Raw genomic sequence first — 26,364 nt, forward strand, 5'->3', positions numbered from 1 at the left:
CTCTATTTCTTCATTTTTATGTTGTTATTAATAAACGATTTAAATGCCTCTCTAGACATTGTATTGATTACTCTATCTTTCGTAACAAATCCTTTTTGCGCTGTTGCAACACCATATTTCATAAATTCTAAATGATCAGTATGATGCGCATCTGTATTAATGGTTAATTTAACATTTGGATATTGTCGTACTGTTTGTGCATTTAAATCCAAACGCTTTGGATTCGCATTAATTTCTAAAATTGTATTTGTTTCTTCAGCAAGTTGAGCTAGTTTTTCAATATTTGGTTCGTATCCAGGACGACGGCCAATAATTCTACCAGTTGGATGAGCAATATGTCTTACGTATGGATTACGACACGCATTTTCTAAGCGTTTCATAATGTCTTCTTCAGATTGATTAAAACTTTGATGTATCGCTGCAATGACATAATCCAATTGTGCAAGAATCTCATCATCATAGTCTAATGAACCATCGGGTAATATGTCCATTTCAATACCTGAATAAATATCAATTTCATCATATTCTTCATTTAATTGTTTAATTTCTTCATTTTGACGTAACAAACGTTCCACTTGTAAACCATTTGCCACTCTTAAACTTTGTGAATGATCAGTAATAACCATAAATTCATATCCTTTAGCGATATTGGCTTCTATCATGTCTCTTATTGAAAATGCACCATCGCTATATGTGGTATGCATATGAAGATCACCTTTAATATCATCTAATTGAATAATTTGGCTTAAATCTTTATCAAATTCACTTCCATCTTCACGCATTGAAGGTTCAATCCAAGAAACTCCAAAATGTTCATAAATTTCCGCTTCGCTATTAAATTGCAATACTTCCCCATTATCCTTTTCAATACCATATTCACTAACTTTCTCATTTTGAGCTTTGGCTAATTGTCTAATGCGAATATTATGATCTTTAGATCCAGTGAAATGTTGCAATGTATGATAAAAAGCAGAAGGTTCAATCAATCTAAAATCTACGCCAATTGTTTCATCATCGTATTCTAGTTCTACTGATATTTTAGTTGAACCTATCGCTACATCTTTAACTTTATTAGGAATATTTAATAATTGTTGTTGTACTTTTTCTGGTTCATTCGTACTAATAATAAAATCTAAATCTTTACTTTGTTCTTTATATCTTCTAAAACTTCCCGCTGAAGAGTATTGATCGATATCGTCTAATTGACTAATATAATCTATAATTTGGTGATTAAGACCTCTCATCTGATCAATTGGATAACTTTCTTTTTTAGCACCTAATGCTTTAACTGCTTCTAGAATATTTTGTTCCGTCTTTTTAGCGAAACCACTTAATTCACTTACTTTACCTGATTCACACGCTTCTTGTAATGACGCTTTATCGGTAATATTTAGTTCTTTATATAATTTAGCTATTTTTTTACTACCTAGCCCTTGTATTTTTAATAAAGGAACTAGTCCCTCAGGAACTTCTTTTTGTAAATCTTCTAATGCAGTTGAATGTCCAGATTGTCGATATTCATTAATGACATCACCGACTCCTTTTCCAATACCTTTTAATTCAGTTACATCTTCAATCTCATCTAGTGGTCGTTCATCTACTTCTAAACTTTGAGCTGCTTTTCTATACGCAGACACTTTAAAGGTATTTTCTCCTTTTAACTCCATATAAGTAGCTATTTTTTCTAATAATTGAATAACATCTTTTTTAGTCATATACATCTCTCCATAAAAATAAGACCAGGACATATTACTATTTCAAATTGTCTGTCCTGACCTCAACATCATTTTTTATAAATTTAAAATTAATTGTGAAACATAAGGTGTGTGCAATAGAATATGCTTAGCTAATAATGAATGACCTAATGAATTTTGTATCATTACATTAGGATATAAAGCTAAAATATACATCATGATTTGAATAAATATAATACCCATTATTAAACTTAATATAATACCTAAGATACGGCTAATGATATTTAAAGGTTGATATGCAACTATATTATCAAATGTGACGATGATTAGATATAAAATCAACTTACTGCATAGCGCAATTAAAATAAAAGCTACTATAGATTCAAAACGATATTGTAAGTGATCAAAAGATATCGCATATTGGGTATCATATGCAACAGTCTTTGGAAAAGGTAAAAACACGATTAAACGTTTTGCGATGTCTCGATAAAATTGCATTGCAATCCATAACGACACTATTGAAGAAATAAAATGTAAACTTGTAAGCCACAATCCTCGTCGAAATCCAACGATTGCAAAATACAGTAAAATGATTAATATAACAATGTCTAATAACATCTAATCTTCTCGTTGTTTTAATTGATTAAGTTCTTGTTGTAATCGACGGTTTTCTTCCTCTAAGCTTACTTTTTCATGCATGATATTGACGGCTGTTAAAATAGCTTTCCTCGTTGTATCTAGTCCAGCTGATTTTTGCCCTAATTCTCTCATTGTCTCATCTACTAAATGAGCAACATGTCGTATATGCTCTGGGCTATCATCACCAATTATTGTAAAATGTTGGTCATTAATTGTTACATTTATTCTATTCTTAAAATCACCCATAATTATATCTCCTGACTTTTAATTAAATTATTCCGTATCTCTATTTAATTTAACCAAAATCATGTTTCTATATTATTTGTACATAATATTAATTTTTGGTTTTATTCTTTTTACTTATCATTAAACATTATACATGAGTCATAATTATTTTGTAAGTATGTGGTTTAATAAAGTCAATCTTTTTCTTTAGAAAATTATGATTACCTTTTTAATTTTTAGTATTATACATTTTAGAAAAATCCATACTCAAAGACTTCAAATGTAATTTAAGTATCTAATCTCTTTTGATTTTCACTTATGATATAAAAGATAATGTTATGATATGATTTGATTAATGTACCACAATAGTATGAATAAAGAGAGGTTTAACAAAGTATGGCTAATATAGTCCATAAATTAACAACAAATGAAATCAATACATTAATGTCTAAAATAAAATTTGATACAGTACAGTTGCCCCAAGGTATGAAAGCTCGCACGAAACATAACGGTGCTGTTATCAATATATATAATTCTGGAAAAGTCATGTTTCAAGGCAATAATGCCGAAACTGTAGCACAACAATTACTACCTGAAAAACAAAGTAACACTACTAGTTTAAATTCTTCCAAATCTTCTAAGTCACAGGCATCTTATATTAAATACAATCAATATAATTGTATAGGTAGTGATGAAGCTGGCAGTGGTGATTATTTTGGCCCACTAACAGTATGTGCCGCATATGTTACAAAAGAGCATGTGAAAATTTTAAAAGAATTAGGTGTTGATGATTCTAAAAAATTAACCGACACTAAAATAGTAGAAATAGCAGAACAACTTGTTAACTTTATTCCCCATTCATTACTTACACTTGATAATGTTAAATATAATGATCGACAACGTGCTGGATGGTCACAAGTTAAAATGAAAGCTGTATTACACAATCAAGCTATTGCAAATGTTGTCCAAAAAATTGAAACTAATGATTTGAATTATATTGTCATTGACCAATTTGCAGAACGTGGCGTATATCAACGTTATGCTTTATCCGATTTGCCTTATCCGAAATTAACAAAATTTGAAACAAAAGGCGAATCTAAATCTTTAGCCATAGCGGCTGCCAGTATTATCTCTCGATATGCCTTTGTAAAACATATGAATCATATATCTAAATCATTAAAAATGGAAGTTCCTAAAGGCGCAAGTAATAAAGTTGACTTATTCGCTGCAAAAATAATTGAAAAATATGGTATTGATAAATTAGACAGTATTTCTAAAAAACATTTCAAGAATAGAGACAAAGCTCAGGCTTTAATTAAAAAGAAATATTTATAAGTGCAATCCAATGCAAGTAAGTACTATTTATATTGATTAGTAATTATATTAGACTGTCCGTAAAGTCCATGACTTTGTTGGCAATTTTTATACCCATGCTTTCCCAGGGTACAGTTTCAGCCAGAAATTCTACACAGATAAACCTGTGGGAATTTCTATGGTCTTCAACTAATACTGTTACCTCTGGAGTCAGCGCATAAATACAGCTCATTATTCCTCAAATAATCTAACAATGAGATGATTTTAAAAAGACAAACCTATCGCCAAGATAGATTTGTCTATAAATATGGCAAGTATCAACCTCTAAGGAATGATACTTGCCTTTTACTTACTTTATTATCTTATTGTTGCTCCTTTTTCTTTCAATGCTTCGATAATTTGATCATGTACTTTTGATACACGCTCATCAGTTAAAGTATTTTCAGTATCTAAATAATTTAATCTGATTGCAACTGATTTTTTACCTTCTTCTAAATGTTCACCTTCATACACATCAAATACTTGTGTATCTTGAAGAATATCAGCACCATTATCATGAATTGTTGAGATAAGTTCAGATGCTGGTACATCATGATTTACCTCTAATGCAATATCACGTGAAACACCTGGATATTTTGGAATTGGTTGATAATTGATATAACCAACAGAAACTTTCATCATTTCTTCGTAGTTTAATTCAAAAACATATGTGCGTTTTAAGTCATTATCAGCCGCTACAGAAGGATGTAATTCACCGATAAAACCAATATCTTTGCCATTTAAAGAGACAATTGCAGTTCTACCTGGATGTAAACCTTCAATTTTAGCTGCACGATAATCCAATGTTAAATTAAGTTTTTCAGCAACTCGTTCAATAACACCTTTAGCTAAATAAAAGTCAACTTCTTCTTTTTTACCTTGCCATTGATTTACAACATAATCACCTGTCATAATACCACTTAAATATTCAACTTCTTCAGGTAATTCACCTTCACCATTGCCGAAAAATACTCGTCCAATTTCATATAATTTCACATCTCTATTTTTACGTGCAACATTATACGTTGTTGCCTCAATTAAATGTGGTAGTAAACTTTGACGCAATGTTGAATGTGCTTCACTCATTGGCATAAGTAGTTCAATTGTTGATCTATCTTGTAATGCAAAATCTTTAGCATGTTCTTTAGATACAAGTGAATATGTGATAGCTTGGTTCAAACCTGCACCTTCTATTGTTTCTTTCACTATTCGTGTTTTACGTTGACGGTCAGTTAAAGTACCACTAGTTACTTCTTCAAACACTGGTAATGTTGATGGAATCTCATCATAGCCGTATATACGTGCGACTTCTTCAATCAAGTCTTCTTTAATAGAAATGTCTTTACGACGAGATGGTACAAATACCGTAAGTTCATTATGATTTACTTCTGTTTCAAAACCTAATTGTTCGAAATTCTTTGTAATTTCATCTGCAGATAAATTAAATCCGACTGTTTCATTGATTTTGTCAGTTGTAATGTGAATTGGTGTAATGAATTCACCTAAATCGCCTGCAGAAACTCTATCTTTAAGGACACTACCAGAAGCATACATTTCTAATAAATAACATGCACGGTCAACAGCTTCATTGACAAATTCTGTCGCAATGCCCTTTTCAAATCGACTAGAAGCTTCACTACGTAAATTTAAGCGTCTAGATGTATGACGAATAGAAGCAGAATCAAAAATAGCGCCTTCTATAACAACATTAGTTGTTCGATCACTCACTTCTGAAAAATCTCCGCCCATCACGCCACCTAATGCAATTGGTGTTTGTCCATTAGTGATGACAATATCTGACTCAAGTAGTGTTCTTTCTTGATCGTCTAATGTCGTCATTGTTTCATTTTCTTGTGCTTGACGAACTTCAATATGATTAGAACCAATTTGATCTTGGTCAAACATGTGTAAAGGTTGTCCATATTCTAATAAAACATAGTTTGAAATATCAACGACATTATTAATTGGTCTAATTCCCGCTTTCATTAAACGTGATTGCATCCATATTGGTGATTGACCAATAGTGACATTTTTAACTATTCTCGCGCTATAATAAGGTACTTTATTTTCATTTTTAACGGTAACAGATAATTCATCTGTAGCGGATTCATTTAACTCATTACTAGCAGTTTGTGGTTTAGTCATTTGAGTTTGATATAACGCTGCTACTTCATATGCAGTACCTACCATACTTAATGCGTCTGCACGGTTTGGAGTTAAATCAAATTCCATAATTTGGTCATTTAAATACAATGCATCTAATGCATCTGTACCGGGTGTTACCTCTGTAGAAAATACGAAAATGCCATTTTCAAATGCTTTTGGTACAACATTACTTGAGATACCTATTTCTTGTAATGAACAAATCATGCCTTCAGAATGCTCCCCGCGTAACTTGGCACGCTTAATTTTAATACCACCTGGTAAACGTCCACCTACTTTAGCAACAATGACATATTGTCCTTCATCAACATTAGGTGCACCACAAACGATTTGTACAGGCTCTTCCTCACCAATATCTACTTGGCATATATTTAATTTATCTGCATCTGGATGAGACGCTTTAGATACGACATAACCTACTACTAAGTATTTAATGTCTTTTGTAAAATCAATAATATCGTCAACTTCAATACCAGTGCGTGTTATTTTTTCTGCTAAATCTTGAACATTTTGATTCACGTCTACATAATCTTTTAACCATTCATTTGAAATTAACATTAAATCTCACCTCTATCTTCTACAGCTTTAAACTGGTCTAAGAAACGTACATCATTTGTATAGAAATGACGAATATCCTCAATACCATATTTCAACATAGCGATACGGTCTGGTCCCATACCAAAGGCAAACCCAGAATATTCATTTGCATCGAAACCAGCCATATTTAAAACGTTAGGGTGTACCATACCTGCCCCTAAAATTTCAATCCATCCAGTATGTTTACAAACATTACAACCTTGACCTTTACATTTGAAACATGACACATCCACTTCCACAGATGGCTCTGTAAATGGGAAATAACTTGGTCGTAATCGAATTTCTCTATCAGCACCAAATAATTCTTTCGCTAATAATTCTAATGTCCCTTTTAAGTCACTCATTTTAATATTTTTATCCACTACTAATCCTTCAATTTGAGTAAATTGGTGGCTGTGTGTCGCATCATCTGAATCACGACGATAAACTTTACCAGGGCATATAATTTTAACTGGACCTTGACCATTTCGTTGTTCCATTGTTCTTGCTTGCACTGGTGACGTATGCGTTCTCATTAAAATTTCTTCAGTAATATAGAAACTATCTTGCATATCACGTGCTGGATGAGATTTAGGTAAGTTTAAAGCTTCAAAATTATAATGATCTTGTTCTACTTCAAATCCATCTACAATTTCATAACCTAATCCTAAGAATAAATCTTCAATTTCTTCAATAGTTCGAGTTAATGGATGTTTAGAACCTATTTCAATTTGACGACTTGGTAAAGTAACATCGATTGTTTCTTCTGCTAATTGTTGATTTAACTTTTCATTAGCTAAAATCGTTTGTCTTTCGTCTAGCTCTTGTTGAATTGTTTGTCTTAGCTCATTGACTTTTTGTCCATAAGCTGGTTTTTCTTCATTTGGTAAGTCTTTCATATTTTTCATTAATGCACTTACCGAACCCTTTTTACCTAAATATTTAACTTTCACATCTTGTAAAGTTCTTTCATCATTAGCAGCATTTATATCAACCAATGCTTGTTTCTTTAATTCACCCATATGATCATTTTGAGTCATACGTTTTTCCTCCTTTTATCCCATCAACAATATATTAATCAATTAATTATTTATTTTTTTAAACAAAAAAGACTTTCGCCCCTCTAACTGGGACGAAAGCCTTCCGTGGTACCACCCAAATTTATGCTTATGCATACACTTGTATACGTTGTTAACGAAGACGTACTCCGACTTAAATCTCTTTAAGTAGCCAAAAAGATGAAAAAAACTAATCAAAATTGGAATAACTTTCAGTCGCGGTTATTCTCCCTTAAACAATTTCACATGTTAGTTTACGTCTTTTTATAGGCTATTAATTCTCTTGTAGACCATATCATTGATTATTTATGAATTCATTATTTATTATAGACGATTGATTGATATAGGGTCAACCGGCAATAACCGTTTTGAATATCATTTATAAATTTTAAAGTCACCTAAATGTAGACAAATATTTTATCCTTTTAATTGGTAAAGTAAGATACTACCAGCAATTGCAACATTTAAACTTTCAGCTTTTCCATAAATAGGAATAGTTAAATTTTGAGTTGTACTATTTAATAGTGTTTCATTTACACCTTCACCTTCGTTACCCAAAATAAGTGCAAATGTGTCTTGTGCTTCAATTTCTTTAAAGCTTACAGCTTCATCTAATGCTGTACCATAAATGGGTCCATCAAATGTATCGATGAATATCTGTAATGATTCTGACATAACAGGAATATGAAATACACTACCTTGACTCGCACGTAATACTTTATCTTGATATGGATCTGCAGTGCCTTTTTCCATTACTATTAGATCAATACCTGCTGCATCTGCAGTGCGGATTAACGTTCCTAAATTACCTGGGTCTTGTATTCTATCAATTAATAATACTTGCTTCGCAGTTGATATATCATATTCTGGTTTTTTTATCACTGCGAAAAAGCCTTGAGGTGTCACAGTTCCAGACAACGCTTCTGCAACTTTTAAATTAATTTCAAATGTTTCATAAGCATACTCAATTAATTGTTCATCTGTTCTACTAGGATCAACAACAAATAATTGTTCAATGTCTAAACCACTTTGATATGCTTCATCTATTAAATGTATACCTTCGATAAGTGCTAAACCTGTTTTATCTCTATCTTTCTTTTTCTTAAGTTTATTCGCATTTTTAATTTTATTATTTTGAGCCGACGTAATTTGTTCCATATAATTAATCTCCAATATGATAATTTCTAATTATCCTTAATTGTATATGATTAAGTTATAAATTGAAAATAAAGTATTACTACTATTTTAATAGTTTAGTGTTACATACGCATTAGCTTTAGCTAATGTGTTCTACTTAGAAACACCTTCACAATATTAAAATAAAAAAGCTTCCGACTAAATTTTAATGATTTTTAATCGGAAGCTAATTGCTTTTTAAACAAATATTTATTTTAAATAATGATAGCCAATATCATATGTATGAACGCTATTTTTAATAATCGGACTACTTTTATCATCAGATTGACTGCGAACATTTTGATGTGCTTTTTTAAATACATCTGATTTCAACCAGTCTGTAAAAGCTTGTTTATCTTTCCATAAAGTTAAAATTTTAACTTCATCATAATCCTCTTTTTCTAATGTACGAGTAACAAACATACCTTCAAACCCGTCTAATGTCTCAATACCATGTCTAGTATAAAATCTTTCAACAATTTCTGTTGCTGTCCCTTTGTTTAGCGTTAATTTGTTTTCAGCCATAAATCTCATGATTGTCTTCATCCTTTTAGTTAATTTTAGTTAATTTGGCAATAACTGCTATTCTGCCTGCTGTTTGTCTAAATGCATCTTCACAAGTCGATAATGTCACAATTTTATCTCCTTCATTGACATCTACATTCGTTTTAATCAATGAACGCTTCTTTGTTTTGATTAAAAATGCTTTAAATTGTTCATCATTATCAAAAGTCGTTTGGATATAATTGTCATTACTTGTTGTTTTAAATGCACTAAAAATTTGTAATTGATATTTACCATATTTAGTATCAAAGTGGATTGATTTGTGTTTGTCATAAAATGATTGTTTTAAATAATCATCAAGTACATCAAACATAGTTTGATCACCAATATGATGACCATATATCACCGTATTTTTATCTAAAGGATTCAATGAATTTCGATAATCCATAAAAATACTTCCTTTACGACGTTGTTCTCTTTCAAAATCTAAATTTAAATATTCATGATTTGTTTTACCTTGTAAAATAGGATAATTGAGCGATGTTCCCTCTAATTGAATCCAACCAACGATGTCTTTATTAATTTTTTCTAAGGATTCAAATTGTGGTCTTACTGATGATTGATGTTCATTTGATAGTGTTTTAAATTTCTTTTGTATTTTGGCATAACTTTCTTGTTCATCTTTATCTTGAACATAAATTTTAATTATTTGATAAGTAAAAACGACAATAACAACGATTAAAATAATTTGTATTATTCTTATTATGTGTTTCATATAATGTGATAATCCTTTATTCTTCATTAGTTAAGCCTTACATAGATTTATAATTACGTTGACGTTTACCCTTACATAATAAATAAATCAATGTAGGTCCACCTACAATCATTAAAATAGCATTGGCAGGTATTTCTAATGGTGGATGTATTGTACGTCCTGCTAAATCAGCTAAAAGTAAGAACCAAGCTCCTATGACTATTGAAAATGGTATAACTGCTTTATAATTAACACCTACTATTTTTCTTACAATATGAGGTACAATAATCCCTAAAAAGGCCATTTGACCTACTATCGCAACTGTTGCACTTGCTAAAAATACTGCTAATAAGCCAATTATCCATCTATACGTATCTATTTGAAAACCAATACTCTTAGCTTGCATATCGTCTAAATTTAATAAATTCAACTTAAGAGATAGTAAAATACTTAAACTTAATCCTATCATTGCAGAAGTCGCTATAATATATACATCTTTCCATGTTTTCATAGTTAAACCTTGAGACATTTTCAGTAATGGATTTTGACTTAAGATGTCATATACACCATTTAATAACACAAATAATGCTACACCTACTAAAATCATACTTACCGCATTCAACTGATATTTAGTGTGTAAAAATATAATGATTATAAATGGAATCAATCCTCCGATAAAAACTAAAAATGGTAAATAATTATATAGTTGAGGAATATACATCATACATAGCGTTCTCATAATTAAAGCGCCAGTCGAAACGCCAATTAAGTTCGCTTCAGCTAATGGATTTTGAAGAGACGCTTGTAAAAGTGTTCCTGATACTGCCAACATAGCCCCTACTATCATTGCTATTAATATTCTAGGTAATCTCAAATCTAATATCGCATCCACCGCATTATTTTCACCAGTTGATAATTTATCTATCCAATCATTAAATGTAATTTTTAAAGTACCAGTAACAAATGATAAATATGCTGTTAAAACAGTTAATAGTATAAATATTATTAAAAATAACTTCTTATGGTTCTTTATCATACAATCATTCCATTACTTTTTATTGTTATAAAATAAGTCATATAACTGTTTCATTGCTTCGTCAGCATCAACATTCGCTGTAATTCCAAATGGAATCTCTTCTAAATCATAAACTTTATTATTTTTAACAGCTTTAAAATGCTTCCAAATATCATTTTGTTTAAATTCTTTTTTAAACATTTTTTTCACTTCATCTGGCATGCCATGTGGTAAACGTAAAATGATATCAGGGTCTACATTGAGTAAGTTTTCAGTATTTGACGAAATGTACTGTCTATCTTTTACTTTAATTACATTTTCTCCACCAGCAATTTTCACTAAGTCGCCAATATAAGATTTATCTGTCGCAACTAAATAACTTCCTGGCACACCCATAAGAATTAGTACTTTAGGGTGTTTACGTTGTTTAGCAGCTTTGTCTTCAATTTCCTTTTTCACTTTATTTAAGTGATCATTTAATTCTTTTGCTTTTTCAGTTCTATTAAACTGTTTACCTAATTCTGTAATTGAATTTTCCATACCTTGCAAACTATCGTAGTCATAATAGTAACCTTTCATATTAAGCTGTTTATAAAAAGGTTTCATTTCATCTTTGATTGTAGACACACTTAATACGTGAGTTGGATTTAATTTTTTAACTGCTTCTACACTTGGTTGCATCGGTTGTCCCACTTCGGGAACATCTTTATATCGTGTCGGTAATGTTTTATAAGATGTTGGTTTCCCAACGATTGGTAAATCCAGTTTGTCTAGTGTCATTGTCAATGCAACAGTGGTAGGTACAATTCTATATTTTTCAGCTTTTTCTTCTTTTTTTGATTTCGATGATGATTCACAAGCGACTAATAAAATAGCACATATAATTCCTAAAATTATTGTTTTTACATGTTTCAATCTTTTTTACCTCGCTTTTTCATTAATAAATGAGATACAACTAGGAGTAACATTGCTAATACTATAGCTACGCCCAATATCGCATATTCTTTTTTATGACTTTTTGCTTTTTGATTATTTTCATATTTTTTATTATTTGGTTTATGTTTCTTTACATCATCATCTCTATTGAATGATGGTAATGTTTTATCTTTTTCCTTTTTAATATTGTCCCTAGTACTTTGAATTTTAGTTGATTGTGAATCAACATTATTTTTCAAACTTTGATCATTATTATTTGAATTTCCAGACGATTGAGTATGACTGCTGTTACTATTTTTAGTCACATTTATATTTGTTGTAGTTGATTTGTTTTTTTGTTCTTGAGTACTATTCTTATATTCTTTTGGTTTATTTTGACCAGTCTTTTTATTTTTAGATATATCTTTATCTGTAGTTCGTGTTTGTTGATTATTATTCTTATTTTGTTGAACTATTATTTGATTCTGATTTTTATCTTTTTGGTCTTCTTTATCATCTTTATTTTGTTTTAAATGAATGAATAGTACACTGTCTTCCTTATCATGGAGATTTTGTTTATAACGCATTTCCAAGGTTTGTATATTTTGCTTTAATAATATTCTTATCATTGTTGTATTATCATTACTTTTAGTTACAAAAGGTAATGGCTGAGAATTGGATGTCAAAAATTGATAATTTTCAATCTTAGTATGTAGAGATAATTTGATTTCTAGGTAAACTTGATTTTTACTATTAACAATAAGTCGACCTTTTTTATCAAATACTTCTACTTTCTTATCATCTTTATCTCTTACATCTAGATAGATATTATTAGTCTTTATAGGTAATTCTTTAAAAATAGCTTCATCTAATTTCTGAGGGTTATCTTGCTGTGTATTATAAGAATTGGCTGATGGACTATTCATCTCATCAGCCAATAATAATGCATCTTTATTATTTAAAATCATAAATGTCGATACACAACAATAAATGATTAACGTTTTAAAGCTAGTTTGTAATGATACATTCATTATTTCACATTACCTTTGTTAACCTTTTTAGCATAAAATGTAATGAAAACGAATGACATCAATGCAACTGCAGGAACGATATAAATATATCCTGGAATACCAGCACTAGTTTGTGGGTTTTCTACACCACCAGTACCAGTGTTTGTAGTACCCCCTGTAGTATCATTACCAGTAGTACTTGCACTGCTACTACCATTACCAACTACATTAGATGGTCCATTAAATTTATAAGTAATATTGTAATGGTGATCATATAAGAAAGGTTTGCCATTTACTTTTTCATTAATATATACATCAATTTTACCTTGGACTTTACCGCTCACTTTACTTACTTCAAATTCAGAAGTACGTTCATCTTTCGCAGCATTTTTATTAATAATTTTTTCTTTATGGCCTTCGATACTCATACCTGTAATCCAATGACTGTGGTTAACAGTAATTTGAACATATAACTTACCGTTCTTTTTAACATATTTAGCTGGTTTATTAAAATAATCATTGGCAATAGATGTATCGTTAGTATTATATTTTAAGATTTCATAATTGAACGTTCCGCTATCTTCAGCAAAAGCATTATTAACAGTTGTCGCAAAAAACAATATAAAAGACAATACGGCTACACTAAAAATTTTATGTAATTTTTTCAAAATATATACCTCCCATTTAAGACGAATATTACGTCTTTACAAAAATAATAAATGATAACGATTATCAAAGTCAATATTTATTTTATAATAAAATTATATTATTGTTATAACGATATACTTGTGGTACTATTATTGATAACCATTTTCAATTAAATTGGTTAATCACTTTTAATGACATAGCACAATCATTTTTAGGAGGAAAACATCATGAACAAACATTATCTAAATCCTAAGGTTTATAAGGAGAATAAACATGCATCATTAAGAAGATTTACAATTGGAAGTGCAACTCTTTTATTAAGTGTATTACTTTATGCAAGTAATGGAGAAAATCATGCGCAGGCTACTGAAACAAATCAAAATAATAATCAAAATACAGCAGTATCACCTTCTTCATCACAAAATAATACTGTATCTGAAGAATTGAATTTCCAAGTTCAAAGAGATGGTTCAAATGAAGTGTCACACATGGATGAATATATGAAGCATCCTGGTAAAGTAATTAAAAAAGATAATCAATATTATTTCCAAGCTACATTAACAAATGCTTCATGGTGGAAAGAATATAAATTTTTCGATAAAAACAATCAAGAATTAACTACCAATGTTGTTAATGATGACACAGCAAACGATACAAAAACGTTAGATATTTCAGTAGAACCAGGATATACAAATATCACATCAAGAATACATATCGTTATTCCAAACTTAAAGTATGATCATACTTATACAACGCATTTGGAATTTGCGAAACCTATTCCAACATTGGGCGAAACTAATACTAATAGTGATAGTAATACAGCATCTCAACCTAACAATGATGTAGTAACTACTCCAGCTACTGGAGACAATAACAACGGTGCTACTGCTCCAAGTACTGGAGATAACAACAATGTGCCTACTACTCCAGCTAATGGGGACGACAATAATACAGTTACTACTCCAGCTTCTGGGGACAACAACAATGCACCTACTACTCCAAATACTGGAGACAACAACAATGCACCTACTACTCCAGCTAATGGGGACAACAACAATGCACCTACTACTCCAGCTAATGGGGACAACAATAATGTACCAACTACTCCAGCTGCTGGGGGCAATAATAATAATGGAACTAATACAAACACTGGTGACAATGTCGGTAAAGATGGTAAAGATGGTAAAGGTGGCAAAACAGGCAAAAAAGAAGATGAAGGTAAAGATAGCAAATCTAATCAAAATAACGGGGATAAAGATGCTAAAAACTCACAAAATAGCGACGACAACAAATCAAAAGAATTACCTGATACAGGTAAAGTAGCTTCACATAGTTACTTTAATGAATTAGCTATGGCTACGATTGCCCTATTCACATCTATTACAATGTTTGTTTTCAGAAGAAAGCACTCTAAATAATCATATGAAACCTATATTGAGAAGTTGATATCTCTCAGTATATGTTTTATTATTTTTTTATAAAACGGATTGCAATATATTTATACTTTGAGTTACAATACATGTGAACGATTGATAATGATTATCAATCTGTATTAAAACTATAGGAGTTGTTTACAACATGAACAAACATCAACAGCATAACTTCCCAAAATTAAGGTCTTTTTATTCAATACGTAAATCTACACTTGGTGTAGCCTCGATAGTAGTAAGTACACTTTTCATTTTTACTTCTCATGAACAAGCACAAGCTGCCGAAAATTCAAATGACAATAATGTACAAAATCAATCGGCATCTACTGCGAATACTGATCAATCAAACCAATCTCAACCTGTAACTCAACCAGTTGAAAATAATGATAATCAAACACAAACAGCGGATCAGTCTATAAAAGATGCTATTAAAAACCCTGCAGTTGAAAACCAACCTCATGATATTGGTCCAAGAGAGACAGTTAATTTCCAACTATTTGATCAAAATAATGAAACACAATATTATCACTATTTTAGTATTAAGAACCCTGCTGATGTCTATTACACAAAAACTAAAGCAAACGTTGAACTTGATCTTGATACAGGTTCAACTTGGAAGAAATTTGAAGTTTATGAAGGAAACACAAAACTTCCTGTTAACTTAGTGTCTTATAATCCAGACACAGATCATGCATATATTCGTTTCCCTGTGACTGATGGTACACAAGAACTTAAAATTGTGTCGTCTACACAAATTGATAATGAACCTGAAACAAATTATGATTATACAAAATTAGAATTCGCACGACCTATTTATAATGACCCATCACTCGTTTTAAATGATAATAGCAGTAATAATGCTTCGGAAAATGCAACTGAAAACACAACGCCAACAAACACTATCAACAATTCAGATAATAATGTAAATTCAACATCAAATAATAACGATGTAAACTCAACAAATGATAATAATCAGAGCGTTAGTAATCAAACTAATAATAGTCAAGATCAACCAAATGAAAACCAATCTGTAGGTACAACACCAAATAATAGCCAAAACAAAAATGAAGAAAATCAAACTAACCAAAACCAGTCACAAGCTATTGATACAGTCTATCCTCCTGCTGATGTATCAATAAAAGATGCTATTAAAAACCCAGCAGTATTAGATAAAGATCATAGTGCACCCGTTACACGACCTATTGATTTTGAAATGAAAAAAGAAGACGGTGACAGACAATTTTATCATTATGCAAGCACATTAGATCCAGCAACTGTGATATTTACTAAATCTCAACCAGAAATTGAATTAGGATTAAAAACAGCACAAACATGGAGAAACTTTGAAATTTATGAAGGAGACAAAAAACTTCCTGTTACGCTCGTATCTTATGATTCAGATAAAGACTATGCTTATATCCGTTTCCCAGTTTCTGTAGGCACAAAAGAAGTTAAAATTGTATCATCTATTCAACTTGGTGAAAATAAAGTCGAAAATTATGATTATACTTTAATGGTTTTCAAACAACCGATAACTAATAACCCTAATGATTACAAAGATGATGAAACTTATACTGTAGATAAATTATTAGCACCATATCGCAAAGCGAAGACACTAGAAAGACAAGTATATGAATTAGAAAAGTTACAAAAAACTTTACCTGATAAATATAAAGAAGAATATAAATTCAAATTAGAAAAGACAAAAGCTGCTTTAAAACAACAAGTTCAATCAGCAATTGTTGAGTTTGAAAATGCAAAACCAACTAACGATCAATTAACGGATGTACATGATGCTAATTTTGTTGTATTTGAAAGTGAAGAAAATAATGAGTCAGTAATGGATGGATTTGTTGAACATCCTTTCCAAATTGGTACATTAAATGGTAAGCAATATGTAATTATGCGTACTAAAGAAGATAGTTATTGGAAAGACTTTATTGTCGAAGGTGAACGAGTGACAACTATTTCTAAAGATAAAGAAAAAAACACTAGAACATTAATTTTCCCTTATGACCCTAATAAAGCAGTTTACAACGCGATAGTTAAAGTCGTAGTATCTTCTATCGGTTACGATGGTCAATATCACGTAAGAATTATAAATAAAGATGTCCCAGTTGAAGATACATCTTCTACAAATGTAGACAATCCAGTAATTGATGCTGAAAATAATCAAAATGACCCAACTACAACAACTAACAACGAAAACACTCAAATAACTGATATAGTTAAAGATGACAACACTGATAATCAAACAGATGAAAATGTAGATAATAATGAATCAAATAGTGATAATACAACAATCCCTGATCATAATGTTGATGATATTGCAGATATTGTCGAAGATCACGATGTCGATAAAAACGAAAATAATGAAGTAACTCAAAAAGTTGATGAAGACGACGATATAATAATACCTGAAAGTGTTACTAAAGATATCAAAACAGATGAAGATATTGATAAAGAACATGTTAAGAAAAAAGGAACAACTGAAACCAAAACTGAGAGTAAAGATAATGTAAAAGATAGTGATAAACAAAAATCAAAAGAGCATGACATGAAAAAAACAACATCTCTTCCAGAAACTGGTCAATCTTCATCTCAAGAATTGACATGGTCATTATTGTTAGCGTTAACTGGTTTAACTTTTATTCTGCCAAAGAGAATTAAATATTCTAAAAAATAATACAAAAAATCCCGTCTGAAAATTAATTTCAGACGGGATTTTTAATAATATCTAAAATTATTTAGATACTACTTCTTCACCATTGTAAGAACCACAGTTTTTACAAACACGGTGAGTTAATTTGTATTCGCCACAACTTGGGCATTCTGTCATACCAGGTACTGACATTTTGAAATGAGTACGGCGTTTGTTTTTTCTAGTTTTAGACGTTCTTCTTTTAGGTACTGCCATGATTTATCCTCCTTAAAATTAAACACATAATTAAATGATATCAGTTTATTTAACAATATTATATCATTAATTAAACCGTTATTGTTCTTTATCGTATAATTGTTGTAATTTCTGAAGCCTTGGATCAACTTGATTACTATTTGAACCATCGTCTTCTTGATCTTGTTCTTGGACAAGTTCAACGAATTCATCTTCATCAATCACTTCCCAACCATTGCCTTCGGTTAACATTTGATCACTGTTGTCTGAATAAGCACGCATCGGTTTTTCGATGATAACTAAATCTTCAACAATATCTTTAATATTAATCATACCGTCAGTAGCTAGATGATAATGTTCATCCTGCTCTTCTTCATCGGTATAATAATCACTACCTTCTAAATCAAATATTTCAGCAGTTTCTACATCCAATGGCACTTCTACAGGAACTAAAGTACGAGCACACGGCATCGTATATGTCCCAGTGACATGTATGTCAGCAATAACTTCATTTGATTTGATAGTTAATTTACCGTCAACATTGATTTCAGAAAGATCAATGAGATCTAATGATTCTTTTAAATGCTCAAAATTCGCCGTTTGATTAAATTCAAAAGGCTTACCTTGATATTTTCTTAATTGTGTTATTGACCATTTCATATGGCTTCACCTCTAACAAGCACAAAATTTATTTTAACTTTCTCAGTATAATATGTCAAGATTTTTTCTTAACATACGTACTTCTGTTACAATACTAATAATGAATTCTGAAAGGAAGAAATGCAAATGAAAAGTGTTGGCTTGATTACTGAATATAATCCTTTCCATAATGGGCATCTATATCATGCTCAACAATCTAAAATAAATTCTCAAGCAGATGTTTCTGTTGCAATAATGAGTGGCAACTTTGTAATGCGTGGCGAACCAGCTATATTCAATAAATTCATTCGTACTCAAATGGCACTTTCTGTTGTTGATTTAGTTGTAGAATTACCTACTATCGCAAGTTTATCTTCTGGAGACTTCTTTGGAAAAATGGCTATTAAAGTAGCGAATTATATCGATATTAACACAATATCTTTTGGTAGTGAGCATGGTAATATAGTTGAGTTACAAAATGCAGTCAATCACGTGCTTGAATTAGAAAATAATCCTATATTCAAGTCCAAAATTAAAGAAGGTAAAAGTTATCCAAGAATTATCAGTGAACTGATTAAAGACCAACAAACTTTAAATATTTTACAATCACCTAACAACATCTTAAGTATAGGATATCTTAAAGCAATCCAGCAATATGCACCACATATTGAAGCAATGACGATTTACCGTGAGTCAGCACAACATCGTGATAACACAATAAAGCATCAACAATTTGCGAGTGGGTCTTCCATCCGCCAATCTTTAATCAATCAAGAAACTGATTGGTATAAAGTAGTACCTCAAAATATTAAATCACTGTATCAAAATCAAATGACTACAGTTGAAGATACTTTCCCTTACATCAAACATCAATTGTTAACACAAGACACTAATACTTTAAACACTATATATACTGTCAGTGAAGGGTTCGAAAACAGATTAAAAACAATCATCAAAGATGTCAATTCGTTTAAAGAATTACTAAGTAAAACGAAAACCAAACGATATACCTATACACATATACAACGTATCCTAATGAATATCCTGCTCAATATTCATCAACATGATATTACAAACGATATACGAGCAATTAGAATTTTAGGTATGAATGAACAAGGTCGCGCTTATTTAAAATATTTAAAGCAACAATATCCAGAACGTCGTTTTATAACCAATATCAATAAATCTTCAGCTACATATTTCCCTATCGAAATTAAAGCAACAAATGTATACAACTTATTAAGCCAACAATCTCAAAATGATTTTAATACACCAGTGATTCAAACATAATTTAAGACCGTACTATCGATGATGACTATTAAAAGAGTCGCATAGTACGGTCTGCTTATTTATTTATAATATTTTTCTTTTAATGCTTCAGCAACATTAGGAGGTACAAATTCCGAAATGTCTGCTTTATAAGCTGCAACTTCCTTAACGATACTAGAACTAATAAATGAATAATTCGTACTAGTCATCATATACATAGTTTCAATATTATTATTCAACTTTTTATTCATTGATGTTAAGCGTAATTCATATTCAAAATCACTTACCGCACGTAATCCACGTACAATCGTTTTCGCACCGACTTGTTTGCAAAAATCTACTAATAAACCATTAAAATGATGTACTTCCACGTTGGAAAGATGTGCTACAGAGCCCCTAATTAAATCCATACGTTCTTCTATATTAAACGTGCCGCCTTTACTACTATTTTTCAAAACACAGACATGTATTTCGTCAAAACGATCTGCACTTCTTTCAATAATATCTAGATGACCGTATGTAATTGGATCGAAACTCCCGGGAATGACTGCTTTCGTCTTATTCATATTAATCTCCTTTTTCTAATAGCAATGTATCTGTCAAACCATAATGATATCTTTTTATTTCTTTAAACGGTGCACTTTGAATATGTTCTTCATTACTAAACTCACAAATGATAATACCATTTTCTTTAAGCAAATTAAACTCATCAATGCTTTTTAATGCTTCATCAATAAGACCTTTTTTATATGGCGGATCTAAAAATATGTAATCAAATTGAATCTCTCTTTTAGCTAAAGCTTTTAACGCACGATCAGCATTATTTTTATACACTTCAGATTGTGCTAATAAATCAAGTTGCTTAAGGTTTGATTTAATCACTTTAACTGCTTTAAAATTTTGATCGACAAAGATTACTTTATCCATACCTCGAGATAATGCTTCAATCCCTAATGCGCCGCTTCCAGCGAATAAATCCAAAGCTATACCTGATACTTCATGTAAACTATTAAAGATGCCTTCTTTAACTTTATCCATAGTTGGCCTAGTATTTCGACCTTCCAAACTTTCTAATGCCTTACTTTTATGTATTCCCGCAATGACACGCATCACTTTCACACTTCCATTTCACAATATAATTTAATATAATTTGGGATAAAAGGAGATTGATTAAACAAATGAAACAATCATTTATTGTTTTAGGTGAGGGTTTAACAGATTTATTCGAATTCACCACTCTCATCGACTACAACCATACTAGAATTGATAAAATAATCTATTTTCATTCCCCACAAACTGAAAAGCAATTATCATCAGTAGCTATCATTATGCAACCGACTGAAGGTAATTATTTCCAAGCAATGTATATGATGATTAATGCATTAAAATATCCATATCCAAATAGTAATAAGAAATTTGACATGATTAACCAGAAAGCAGAGGAATACGATATCCCAGTATTAGGTATAGATGTTCAACCTCCAGAAGCTTTCCATGACAATGACTTATATTTTAACTATTTAATTAGCGTTTTACGATTACAACGTTGGATACCACCATTACAATAGGAAACACATTTCTTAACGAACACGAGTTATATGACTTCGTGTTTTTCTTTTTCATACGTTTTCTTTAAAAATTTGTATGGTGAACCATCTATATGTTGAACATATTTTAATTTCATTAGTTTATTAACGACATCGTCCGCTTCACTTTCATTAACATACATGATAACGAATTTACGTTGACGATTAGAATGAACGATGTGTCCATATTTTCTAATTTGTCTTTCATGTTTGATATGTTTTAAATAAACAATAAGGCTCACTCTTTGAACTAAATTCATCTTTGCTCACTCCATTTAATATACACAGTTTTTATCATATCATGAGTTTAAATTTTATGAAATAACAATCACTTCCATATATTCCATCCCTATTTATATTATTCTATTAAATCAAAACCAATCTTCATAATGGGATATTCCTATACTTAATTCGTCAAGTAAATATTTGTCTATAAAAAATAAAATAATATTCCGTTCTTCACGCACTTCATTTTTCAAATATGAAGGATATCTGTTAATATAACTTTAATACCCAACGGAGGATATCAAATGGTTAAACTAAATAAGTGGTTCATCAATGGTTCATTCGCAATTGCAAGTATTGTTGGAAGTGTGATTTATGTAAATAAAAATAAAAAACCACGTGAAATTAATGCAATCCCTCCATTTTTCACAGGTGTAGCACCATATTTATTTGCGCATAGAGGCGGCATGGCTGTTAGACCTGAACAAACAAAGCTTGCATTTGATAATGCAGTACAATATGGCGTAGATGGATTCGAAACAGATGTAAGGCTCACTAAAGATAAGGAACTTATCGTATTCCATGATGCAACTGTTGATAGAACAACTAACGGTTCAGGTAAAGTAAGTGAACATACTTTAGAAGAATTAAGAAAATTAGACGCTGGATATTATTTCACAGATATAAATCGTCAATATCCATTTCGTGGACATGAAGATGCTAAAATTTTAACATTTGAGGAACTTTTAGAGCTTTATCCAGAGATGTATATTAATGTTGATTTGAAAGATCATCCAAACAGTTATGAAGGTTCTATTGCACCTGAAGTCATTTATCATCAAATTGTTAAACATCATGCAGAACATCGTGTATTAGTAACAAGTTTCCATAAAGAACAAATTGAACGCTTTGATCAATTAAGTAAAGGTACTGTAGCAATTGGTGCGAGTCAAAACGAAGTAGCAGATGCGTTTATTAAGTTTAATACGTTTAGAGGACATAAATTCCATCCGAAAGCTAATACTTTCCAAATGCCAACCGAATTTAAAGGAATCAAGCTTACTTCTTCTAGATTTATTAAATGGTTAAAAGTATTAAATATTGTACCAGGATTTTATGGCATTAATAGTATTGATTTAATGACAGATTTATACCAAAAAGGTGTGCATACACTTGTAACAGATCGACCTGATTTAGCACAACAATTTAAAGAGACATTAAAATAATAAATAGCAAAAATCCTTAACGAATAATCACCTTTTCGTTAAGGATTTTTACTTTTACAGACACCGATGTGTATTACCAATTTTCTATAGAATCTCTTTCACCTTTAAAATTGTTACTTTTATGATGACGTTGTTCTAATACTTTTTCAATTGCTGAAAAAGAAATATTTAACGAATGTAATAAGACAAATAAATGATATATTAAATCCGCCGCCTCGTTGATAACTTCTTTGTTATCATTTTTCATAGCTCCTATTACAACTTCAAACGATTCTTCTCCAAATTTCTTAGTGATTTTTTTCTATACCTTGTTCTAACAAATAATTGGTATAAGATTTAGATTGATTAGTTCTAGATCGTTCTTTTATTGTATGTTCCAATAATTGAACTGCAAATTGTGTCTTTGTACTAAAACAGCTTTGATTCCCAGTATGACATGTTGGACCATTAGGAATAACTTCGATTAGTATTGCATCATTATCACAATCTGTATGTATCGTAACGACTTGTTGCGTATGCCCCGATGATTCCCCTTTAGTCCACAATCTTTGTTTAGACCTTGAATAAAAAGTTGCTACGTTCTCTTCCATTGTTTTATTAAATGCTTCTTCGTTCATAAACCCGAGCATTAATACTTGCTTCGTTACATAATGTTGTAATATGACCGGTACTAAACCTTTACTAAAATCTAATGTGACTGTCATCTTACTGGCACACCACCATTTCTTAATGTGTGCTTAATATCAGCTACTGTATATGTTTTACTATGTAAAATACTAGCAGCTAAACCGGCAGATACATCTGTTTCTTTAAATAAGTCTAGAAAATGTTGAGGATTTCCACCACCACCTGAAGCAATGATTGGTATATTCACCTTTGATTTAATATCTGATAAATGTTCAATATCAAAGCCAGTTTTCATACCATCGTGATGGATACTGGTTACAAGTAATTCTCCAGCACCAAGTTCTTCAACTTGTTGAATCCAATCATATACTCTTATAGAGGTTAATTGTTTACCTCCATGTGTAGTACAAAAATAGTCATTTTGTTCCGCACTATAATAACTATCAATAGCAATACAAATACATTGACTTCCAAATTTTTGGCTAGCTTCTTTAATTAAATTAGGATTTTGAAGTGCACTAGAATTTAATGACACTTTATCTGCTCCATGATTAAGTAATTGCGAAATATCATCTAAAGTTTGAATACCGCCTCCAACAGTCAATGGTATAAACAATTGTTTAGAAATGGTTTCGATAACTTCCAACATTAAGTCATGTCCTTTTTCAGTTTTAGAAATATCTAAAAATACAAGTTCATCTGCTCCCGCTTCATTATAGTATTGTGCTAATTCAAGTGGACTACCTATATCGATTAATCCCTTAAATTGTATCCCTTTAACAACACGCCCATCTTTAACATCTAAACAAGGAATGATTCTTTTTTTAATCAAGATAACCCCTCCCAAAAACTGGGATTATGTGCAGCTTTACCGATAATCGCAGCATAAACACCCAATTTTTCAAATTGGTTTAAATCTTCTTGATTTCTAATACCTCCAGAAGCAATAATACTTAATTCAGTTTGTTGTACTAATTGTCTTGTTAATTCAAAATTAGGACCAGCTAACTTCCCATCTTTTGAAATATCAGTATAGATGATGCCACCTAAAGGTAAATGATTCACTTGTTTAACAACATCAAACAAATTGAGTTGTGTATCTTCTAGCCAACCATTAATCTTTATATCTTGTTTGTATGCATCTATAGACAAATAAATCTTTTTAGGAAATAGATATGACATTCTTTCCAACCAAGTTAAATCTTGAATACCTTTAGTTCCAACTATGCAGTAATCTATACCTATATCAAAATAATGATTTAAAGTTTCTTGTGAGCGAATCCCTCCACCTACTTCTATAGGTTTTTGAGATAATGATCTTAGCTTTTTAATATAATGACATTCTTGAGTTTGCTTTAATTTTGCTCCTATAAGATCCACAATATGTATACGTGAAACACAATCAAATTGATTATAAAATTGGATGCTTTCCTCAGCTGTCATTGTCATTTGCTCTTTAGATTCATATTTACCTTCAGTTAGTCTTACACTCGTTGAGTCAATCAAATCGATTGCCGGCCATATGTTAATCATTTATAAAACCGCCTTTCAATGCCTGATTTAAAATTGCCAATCCTTGTTCACCACTTTTTTCAGGATGGAATTGTATTCCTATACAATTGTTATATTGTACTACTGCAGGAATTTGACACTCATAATCTGCATATGCAACAACATGATTATTCATTATCGCTTGATAAGAATGTATAAAGTACACATCACATTGAAGTAATTGATGATCACTTTTCAATAAATTCCAACCTAAATGCGGGATAGGTTGTGTTGTATGGATTGGCACTATTCGTCCAGGTATCAGTCCTAGTCCTTCTACATTACCTTCCTCACTATATTCAAATAACAATTGCATTCCTAAGCAAATACCAATGATAGGTTGGTTTTTAATTTGGTTTAAGATAGTGTCTAATCTTTTATTTTTAATTTCTGTCATTCCATCTTTAAAATGTCCAACACCAGGTAATACAACTGCATCTGCCTTATAAATAATACTTTCGTTGTCGGTCAATATTGTCTCGTAGCCTAAGAATTCAATTGCCTTTTTCAAGCTATTAATATTGCCTAGACCGTAATCAACTATAGCTATCATTCAATCACACCTTTAGACGAAGGTATTACAAATTCAAGAGTTGGTGTTAATGCCTCTTGTAATGATTTAGCAAAAGATTTAAATAAAGCTTCAATTTCATGATGGGTATTTCCACCTCTAATTAAGTCCATATGCACAGTTAACCTCGCATTAATAATAAGTGCTCTAAAAAATTCTTCTACTAATTCTGTATCAAAATGACCGACTTTTTCTTTACTTAATTGAATATTAAATGAAAAATATGGACGGCCACTAATATCAATTACAGTTCTTGCTAACGTTTCATCCATAGGTATTTAACTTGTACCATATCTTTTAAAGCTTTGCTGAGTCTTAACCATTTCCAATATCAACTGTCCTAAAACTATACCAATGTCTTCTGTCACATGATGATCATCAACATATGTATCTCCTTTAGCTTCAATTTGTAATGATAAGCCACTATGAAAAGCAAAAAGTGTTAACATATGATCTAAAAATCCTACGCCTGTATGTATATTGGATTTTTCCTTTTCTTTACTTATAGCAATTGAAATAGAAGTTTCAGCGGTTTGACGTGATTTTTGATAGTTCATTGAACTTCCTCCTTGTTGTTAATTCTGAAAATCACTTTTAAATATGGCTTTACCATA

At 30.8% G+C, this 26,364-nt stretch carries 26 protein-coding genes and 2 pseudogenes; 6 read left to right on the forward strand and 22 right to left on the reverse strand.

Annotation, left to right across the window (positions count from 1 at the left end; translation table 11 throughout):
* Nucleotides 1-2: 2 nt before the first annotated feature.
* From polX to zapA, 3 genes are all read right to left on the reverse strand, one after another.
* The gene (gene polX / locus HMPREF3125_RS06885) at nucleotides 3-1,715 is read right to left on the reverse strand and encodes a DNA polymerase/3'-5' exonuclease PolX (protein ID WP_046466580.1); all 1,713 of its coding nucleotides are present in this window, start codon (nucleotides 1,713-1,715) and stop codon (nucleotides 3-5) included.
* Between the two features lie 75 nt (nucleotides 1,716-1,790).
* Complete coding sequence (locus HMPREF3125_RS06890; RefSeq protein ID WP_017637643.1) at nucleotides 1,791-2,312, reverse strand: CvpA family protein; 522 nt, start codon at nucleotides 2,310-2,312, stop codon at nucleotides 1,791-1,793.
* Nucleotides 2,313-2,579 (reverse strand): cell division protein ZapA, encoded by a 267-nt coding sequence (gene zapA, locus HMPREF3125_RS06895; protein WP_017637644.1) that lies wholly within the window; start codon nucleotides 2,577-2,579, stop codon nucleotides 2,313-2,315. It lies immediately after the preceding gene.
* Nucleotides 2,580-2,954: 375 nt separating this feature from the next.
* Here zapA and rnhC point away from each other — a divergent pair, with 375 nt between their 5' ends.
* Nucleotides 2,955-3,893 carry a ribonuclease HIII gene (rnhC, locus tag HMPREF3125_RS06900; RefSeq protein ID WP_070452736.1) on the forward strand — a complete coding sequence of 313 codons (939 nt, stop codon included), beginning with the start codon at nucleotides 2,955-2,957 and terminating at the stop codon, nucleotides 3,891-3,893.
* Nucleotides 3,894-4,229: 336 nt separating this feature from the next.
* Here rnhC and pheT read toward each other — a convergent pair whose 3' ends face one another.
* The 9 genes from pheT to isdC all read right to left on the reverse strand — a co-directional run bounded on the left by pheT (nucleotide 4,230) and on the right by isdC (nucleotide 13,750).
* On the reverse strand, nucleotides 4,230-6,632 hold the full coding sequence (pheT, locus tag HMPREF3125_RS06905; protein WP_070452739.1) for a phenylalanine--tRNA ligase subunit beta: 2,403 nt from the start codon (nucleotides 6,630-6,632) through the stop codon (nucleotides 4,230-4,232).
* Nucleotides 6,632-7,690 (reverse strand): phenylalanine--tRNA ligase subunit alpha, encoded by a 1,059-nt coding sequence (pheS, locus tag HMPREF3125_RS06910; RefSeq protein ID WP_070452743.1) that lies wholly within the window; start codon nucleotides 7,688-7,690, stop codon nucleotides 6,632-6,634. The genes pheT and pheS overlap by 1 nt, the downstream gene beginning before the upstream one ends.
* Before the next feature lie 435 nt (nucleotides 7,691-8,125).
* Complete coding sequence (locus HMPREF3125_RS06915) at nucleotides 8,126-8,866, reverse strand: TrmH family RNA methyltransferase (protein ID WP_070452746.1); 741 nt, start codon at nucleotides 8,864-8,866, stop codon at nucleotides 8,126-8,128.
* Nucleotides 8,867-9,094: 228 nt separating this feature from the next.
* Nucleotides 9,095-9,418 carry an antibiotic biosynthesis monooxygenase gene (locus HMPREF3125_RS06920; protein ID WP_017637649.1) on the reverse strand — a complete coding sequence of 108 codons (324 nt, stop codon included), beginning with the start codon at nucleotides 9,416-9,418 and terminating at the stop codon, nucleotides 9,095-9,097.
* A 16-nt stretch (nucleotides 9,419-9,434) separates the two neighbouring features.
* Nucleotides 9,435-10,163 (reverse strand): class B sortase, encoded by a 729-nt coding sequence (srtB, locus tag HMPREF3125_RS06925; protein ID WP_017637650.1) that lies wholly within the window; start codon nucleotides 10,161-10,163, stop codon nucleotides 9,435-9,437.
* A 37-nt stretch (nucleotides 10,164-10,200) separates the two neighbouring features.
* Nucleotides 10,201-11,178 carry a hemin ABC transporter permease protein IsdF gene (isdF, locus tag HMPREF3125_RS06930; RefSeq protein ID WP_070452748.1) on the reverse strand — a complete coding sequence of 326 codons (978 nt, stop codon included), beginning with the start codon at nucleotides 11,176-11,178 and terminating at the stop codon, nucleotides 10,201-10,203.
* A 12-nt stretch (nucleotides 11,179-11,190) separates the two neighbouring features.
* On the reverse strand, nucleotides 11,191-12,072 hold the full coding sequence (isdE, locus tag HMPREF3125_RS06935; RefSeq protein WP_070452751.1) for a heme ABC transporter substrate-binding protein IsdE: 882 nt from the start codon (nucleotides 12,070-12,072) through the stop codon (nucleotides 11,191-11,193).
* Nucleotides 12,069-13,103 carry a hypothetical protein gene (locus HMPREF3125_RS06940; RefSeq protein ID WP_070452754.1) on the reverse strand — a complete coding sequence of 345 codons (1,035 nt, stop codon included), beginning with the start codon at nucleotides 13,101-13,103 and terminating at the stop codon, nucleotides 12,069-12,071. Before HMPREF3125_RS06940 ends, isdE begins: the two co-directional genes overlap by 4 nt.
* Nucleotides 13,103-13,750, reverse strand: a complete 648-nt coding sequence (isdC, locus tag HMPREF3125_RS06945; protein ID WP_017637561.1) for a heme uptake protein IsdC — start codon at nucleotides 13,748-13,750, stop codon at nucleotides 13,103-13,105. The genes HMPREF3125_RS06940 and isdC overlap by 1 nt, the downstream gene beginning before the upstream one ends.
* 207 nt (nucleotides 13,751-13,957) lie before the next feature.
* On the opposite strand from isdC, the gene HMPREF3125_RS06950 reads away from it, so the two are divergent.
* Both HMPREF3125_RS06950 and HMPREF3125_RS06955 read left to right on the forward strand, forming a co-directional pair.
* The gene (locus tag HMPREF3125_RS06950) at nucleotides 13,958-15,148 is read left to right on the forward strand and encodes an NEAT domain-containing protein (protein ID WP_070452756.1); all 1,191 of its coding nucleotides are present in this window, start codon (nucleotides 13,958-13,960) and stop codon (nucleotides 15,146-15,148) included.
* 160 nt (nucleotides 15,149-15,308) lie between these two features.
* Nucleotides 15,309-17,846: an NEAT domain-containing protein gene (locus HMPREF3125_RS06955; RefSeq protein WP_070452759.1), complete on the forward strand. Its 2,538-nt coding sequence runs from the start codon at nucleotides 15,309-15,311 to the stop codon at nucleotides 17,844-17,846.
* Between the two features lie 57 nt (nucleotides 17,847-17,903).
* Here the strand turns inward: HMPREF3125_RS06955 and rpmF are convergent, their stop codons facing one another.
* Nucleotides 17,904-18,077 carry a 50S ribosomal protein L32 gene (gene rpmF / locus HMPREF3125_RS06960; RefSeq protein WP_017637655.1) on the reverse strand — a complete coding sequence of 58 codons (174 nt, stop codon included), beginning with the start codon at nucleotides 18,075-18,077 and terminating at the stop codon, nucleotides 17,904-17,906.
* Between the two features lie 78 nt (nucleotides 18,078-18,155).
* Nucleotides 18,156-18,716: a YceD family protein gene (locus HMPREF3125_RS06965; RefSeq protein WP_070452761.1), complete on the reverse strand. Its 561-nt coding sequence runs from the start codon at nucleotides 18,714-18,716 to the stop codon at nucleotides 18,156-18,158.
* 126 nt (nucleotides 18,717-18,842) lie between these two features.
* On the opposite strand from HMPREF3125_RS06965, the gene HMPREF3125_RS06970 reads away from it, so the two are divergent.
* On the forward strand, nucleotides 18,843-19,985 hold the full coding sequence (locus tag HMPREF3125_RS06970) for a nucleotidyltransferase (protein ID WP_070452764.1): 1,143 nt from the start codon (nucleotides 18,843-18,845) through the stop codon (nucleotides 19,983-19,985).
* 59 nt (nucleotides 19,986-20,044) lie between these two features.
* Here HMPREF3125_RS06970 and coaD read toward each other — a convergent pair whose 3' ends face one another.
* Together coaD and rsmD are read right to left on the reverse strand one after the other, a co-directional pair.
* A complete protein-coding gene (gene coaD, locus HMPREF3125_RS06975; RefSeq protein WP_017637658.1) occupies nucleotides 20,045-20,530 on the reverse strand; it encodes a pantetheine-phosphate adenylyltransferase in 486 nt (161 codons plus the stop codon).
* 1 nt (nucleotide 20,531) lies between these two features.
* Entirely contained in the window at nucleotides 20,532-21,074 is a 543-nt protein-coding gene (gene rsmD, locus HMPREF3125_RS06980) for a 16S rRNA (guanine(966)-N(2))-methyltransferase RsmD (protein ID WP_029055506.1), read from the reverse strand.
* Between the two features lie 68 nt (nucleotides 21,075-21,142).
* Here rsmD and HMPREF3125_RS06985 point away from each other — a divergent pair, with 68 nt between their 5' ends.
* A complete protein-coding gene (locus tag HMPREF3125_RS06985) occupies nucleotides 21,143-21,532 on the forward strand; it encodes a DUF7147 family protein (protein WP_017637660.1) in 390 nt (129 codons plus the stop codon).
* Nucleotides 21,533-21,558: 26 nt separating this feature from the next.
* Here the strand turns inward: HMPREF3125_RS06985 and HMPREF3125_RS06990 are convergent, their stop codons facing one another.
* Complete coding sequence (locus HMPREF3125_RS06990; RefSeq protein ID WP_017637661.1) at nucleotides 21,559-21,810, reverse strand: YlbG family protein; 252 nt, start codon at nucleotides 21,808-21,810, stop codon at nucleotides 21,559-21,561.
* Between the two features lie 270 nt (nucleotides 21,811-22,080).
* Between HMPREF3125_RS06990 and HMPREF3125_RS06995 the strand changes: the two genes are divergently transcribed.
* Entirely contained in the window at nucleotides 22,081-23,001 is a 921-nt protein-coding gene (locus tag HMPREF3125_RS06995) for a glycerophosphodiester phosphodiesterase family protein (RefSeq protein WP_029055507.1), read from the forward strand.
* A gap of 73 nt (nucleotides 23,002-23,074) precedes the next feature.
* Here the strand turns inward: HMPREF3125_RS06995 and hisIE are convergent.
* From hisIE to hisB, 5 genes and pseudogenes are all read right to left on the reverse strand, one after another.
* Nucleotides 23,075-23,705, reverse strand: a pseudogene (gene hisIE, locus HMPREF3125_RS07000) (bifunctional phosphoribosyl-AMP cyclohydrolase/phosphoribosyl-ATP diphosphatase HisIE).
* Nucleotides 23,702-24,460: an imidazole glycerol phosphate synthase subunit HisF gene (gene hisF / locus HMPREF3125_RS07005; protein ID WP_070452767.1), complete on the reverse strand. Its 759-nt coding sequence runs from the start codon at nucleotides 24,458-24,460 to the stop codon at nucleotides 23,702-23,704. The pseudogene hisIE and the gene hisF overlap by 4 nt, the downstream one beginning before the upstream one ends.
* Nucleotides 24,457-25,161 (reverse strand): 1-(5-phosphoribosyl)-5-((5-phosphoribosylamino)methylideneamino)imidazole-4-carboxamide isomerase, encoded by a 705-nt coding sequence (gene hisA / locus HMPREF3125_RS07010; protein ID WP_029055509.1) that lies wholly within the window; start codon nucleotides 25,159-25,161, stop codon nucleotides 24,457-24,459. The genes hisF and hisA overlap by 4 nt, the downstream gene beginning before the upstream one ends.
* Nucleotides 25,154-25,732, reverse strand: coding sequence for an imidazole glycerol phosphate synthase subunit HisH (hisH, locus tag HMPREF3125_RS07015; protein WP_070452770.1), 579 nt, complete (start codon nucleotides 25,730-25,732; stop codon nucleotides 25,154-25,156). Before hisH ends, hisA begins: the two co-directional genes overlap by 8 nt.
* Nucleotides 25,729-26,307: pseudogene (gene hisB, locus HMPREF3125_RS07020) on the reverse strand (imidazoleglycerol-phosphate dehydratase HisB). The gene hisH and the pseudogene hisB overlap by 4 nt, the downstream one beginning before the upstream one ends.
* Nucleotides 26,308-26,364: the final 57 nt, after the last annotated feature.

The sequence above is a fragment of the Staphylococcus sp. HMSC13A10 genome, from assembly GCF_001808005.1.
Taxonomy (GTDB): domain Bacteria; phylum Bacillota; class Bacilli; order Staphylococcales; family Staphylococcaceae; genus Staphylococcus; species Staphylococcus pasteuri.